5 protein-coding genes are annotated in these 2968 nt (G+C 61.8%); all 5 read left to right on the top strand.

The window, feature by feature from the left end:
- The first annotated feature begins 131 nt into the window (after positions 1 to 131).
- Positions 132 to 404, top strand: coding sequence for a hypothetical protein (locus MKK88_RS21165; protein ID WP_244003186.1), 273 nt, complete (start codon positions 132 to 134; stop codon positions 402 to 404).
- A 3-nt stretch (positions 405 to 407) separates the two neighbouring features.
- Entirely contained in the window at positions 408 to 782 is a 375-nt protein-coding gene (locus tag MKK88_RS21170; protein ID WP_244003188.1) for a hypothetical protein, read from the top strand.
- Between the two features lie 12 nt (positions 783 to 794).
- The gene (locus MKK88_RS21175) at positions 795 to 1049 is read left to right on the top strand and encodes a hypothetical protein (protein ID WP_244003189.1); all 255 of its coding nucleotides are present in this window, start codon (positions 795 to 797) and stop codon (positions 1047 to 1049) included.
- Positions 1050 to 1280: 231 nt separating this feature from the next.
- Positions 1281 to 1478 (top strand): hypothetical protein, encoded by a 198-nt coding sequence (locus MKK88_RS21180; protein ID WP_244003191.1) that lies wholly within the window; start codon positions 1281 to 1283, stop codon positions 1476 to 1478.
- A 288-nt stretch (positions 1479 to 1766) separates the two neighbouring features.
- Positions 1767 to 2810, top strand: coding sequence for a P63C domain-containing protein (locus tag MKK88_RS21185; protein ID WP_244003193.1), 1044 nt, complete (start codon positions 1767 to 1769; stop codon positions 2808 to 2810).
- The last annotated feature ends 158 nt before the right edge of the window (positions 2811 to 2968 follow it).

A 2968-nucleotide genomic window follows, 5' to 3' on the forward strand; every position in this document is an offset into this window, starting at 1 on the left:
AGCTCGGTCTAGTCGGCTACGACCAGCGTGAGGATGGCAAATGGGGCTGGCAGATCACACCGCACGGGCGCGCTGCGCTTGAGCAGTCCGCCTAACCCCGCCTCCCCTTCTCTTACCTGAGGAGACAGATGATGAGCGAGCCGCTTCTACGCTCAGCACTCGCACCCCAGGACGAAGCGCTTTTGCGCGTCTTGGATGAGAAGAATGGGTACGCCCTCTCATGCCGATGCATAGACGCTGGCTTGCCGCATGATCGGCGCGGACTCGCCGCTGCGCACAAGCGCATGATCTACCTTGAGCGCGAAGAACTGGTCCGCCGGCTGGACGACGGCAAGCCGATCATCTGGCTTCGAACCGCCAAGGGCACCGCCGAGATTGCAGCCCGTGCTGCGGAAGGATCCTAGCCCATGTCCTCAGAAGACACCCATACCCTAAGAACCCGGCTTGCCGCTGTAGAAGCGGAGAGGGATGGTTTGCGAGAAGGCGTCCAGAAGATGCATCGGCGCTGCCAGTCCGGCGAGGCTAATCTACAGGGCCTTGTCGAGCACCTGAGGAGCGGTGTCGATGTCTGGATGAAGGCGACCCGAACCGCTGAAGCCGCTCGTGACGCCGCCCTCGCCCGTGCAGAGCGGTCTGAGAAGGCGCTGGAAGCTCTCGTTTCCTATGCCGAGCAGCTTGAGGCGCTGGTCTACGACCCAGCAGATACCGTCGACAAGGATGTCATAGTGAAGGCCCGCGCCGCCCTCACCGACACCAAGCTCAATCCCAACAAGGACGCCTGATCGGAGGATGTGATGAGCAAAGCCGTTTCGGAAATGGTCGAGCGCATCGCGCGAGCGCTGCACGACCTAGCCTATGGCACCGAAGAAGGCTGGGAGGACTGGATCCCGGAGGCAAAAACCGCCCTCGACGCCATGCGCGAGCCGACCGCCGAGATGATCGCAGCCTATCTGCCGGGAAGCTATCGAAAAGAGCAGGAAGGCATCGTCTGCGCGATCTACACGACGATGATCGACGCCGCTCTCTCCCCTGTTGCCGAGGAGGCCTGAGGGATGGGTATCGACCCCAATTGCCAGCGAGCCGGGAAGTGGTTCAGAGGCTGCCGGTTTGAGGCTCGCTACACATACGGCACGGCTCGCGTTCTGACCCACGCAGAACTCTCAAACACGATCTTCGGTGACATGCCGAAGGCGTTGGCAGCATGCCGACCAGCCACCTACGTTCGCGATGTCTGCCGAACGTGCGGGCGAGTTGCTCTCTCCCCCACCCAGGAGCCCTGAATGAGCGATCCTCTACACGAAGAGCCCGGCGAGCGCGGATCCGACGACGTGCGAGCCCATGCCACTAAGGACGGCGCGACGCTTGAGATGATTGGATGCGACGGGGAGGCGTGGTGCGAACTCAAGCCGGATGCGATGCTCCGGCTTGGCGAATGGCTGATCATTCAGGCGATTGCGCAGGGCGCCAAGCCATCCTAGCTCGCCCTCATGCCAACCCGCCCTTCTCCCCGCCAGATAGAAGCCCTACGCGCCATCCAGGCCAATCCCGGAGGCCTTCGTATCTCAGCCCATCCAACAGCGATGAAGGCCTTGGAAGTCATCGGCTACGTGGAGGCTCGGCCACCGAAGACGAAGCCGAAGGAAGTGAGGTGGTTCCTGACGCAATCCGGACGGGATCTGTTGAGGGCGTTGGGGGTGGGGGAAGGCGGCCCTTGATGCTAACGGACGCTGGCATATATATGCTATCGGACGATAGCAGGAGCTGCCATGTCAGGTGACCAAGACCCCGACGATAAAACGCCTCAGAGCCGCGCAGGCAAAGCGCGCATGAACAAGATGACGCCCGAAGAACGGCGCGAGGTGGCGCGGGCAGGAGCTGCCGCCCGTTGGGCCAAGGTCGATCCCAGCCGGGCGCTGCTGCCAAAGGCCGAGTTCGGCTCCGACGACCGCCCTGTGCGCATTGGCGAGATGGAATTGCCCTGCTTCGTCTTGGAGGACGAACGGCGGATCCTGTCTGCAGGCGGCATGCAGAAAGCCTTAGGGATAGCTCAGGGCGGCAGCATGCGCGCTGGCATGAGTCGGATGGAGCTTTTTGCGGCCGGAAAGATCATAAATCCGTTCATTGACAACGAGTTAGCCGATAGAGTCCGGAACCCTGTTCACTTCCGCACGCCGAGCGGCAATCAGGCTTACGGCTACGAAGCCGACACGCTCGTCATGCTCTGCGAGGCAGTCTTGTCTGCTCGGGATGCGAAGGCTCTCCAGCCGCAGCAGATGCCGATCGCTTATCAGTGCGAACTGGTCATGCGCGGCCTCGCCAGGGTCGGCATCGTAGCCTTGGTCGACGAGGCGACCGGCTACCAGCAGGTTCGCAAGCGCGACGCCCTCGCCAAGATCCTAGAGGCATACATCTCAAAAGAGCTGCTGCCGTGGGCTCAACGCTTCCCGCTAGAGTTCTACGAGGAAATTTACCGGCTGCATGGTTGGGACGGCCTTGATCCCGCCAGCCGTTCCAAGCCGGGGTACGTCGGCAAGCTCACCAACGCGTTAGTCTATGAGCGGCTGCCGGACGGCGTGCTGGAGCAGCTTCGCACACAAAACCCGAAAGACCTCGACGGCAAACGAAAGTTCAAGCACCACCAGTTCCTCACCGACGAGATCGGCAACCCGCACTTGGAGAAGCACCTGTCGAAGGTTGTGGGCCTGATGCAGGCGTCGGACACGTGGATGGAGTTCAAGCGCATGTTCAAGCGCGTGTTCAAGGTGCCGGAGAACGAACCGGCACGCGGTCGCGGATCAGTCCGGATCTGAGCAAAAAAATAGGCCACCCAGCATTTGCCGGGCGGCCTTGTCTTCAAGGGCGGGGGAGAGGGGCTAGGAGGGTCGAATGTACGCGCTGTTCGCCGGGCTGATGTACTATCCCGAAGGCGGCTGGGGCGATCATCGGCTAACCACGCCGGATCTAAGTT

It is taken from the genome of Methylobacterium sp. E-005 (assembly GCF_022829725.1).
Taxonomy (GTDB): Bacteria; Pseudomonadota; Alphaproteobacteria; order Rhizobiales; family Beijerinckiaceae; genus Methylobacterium.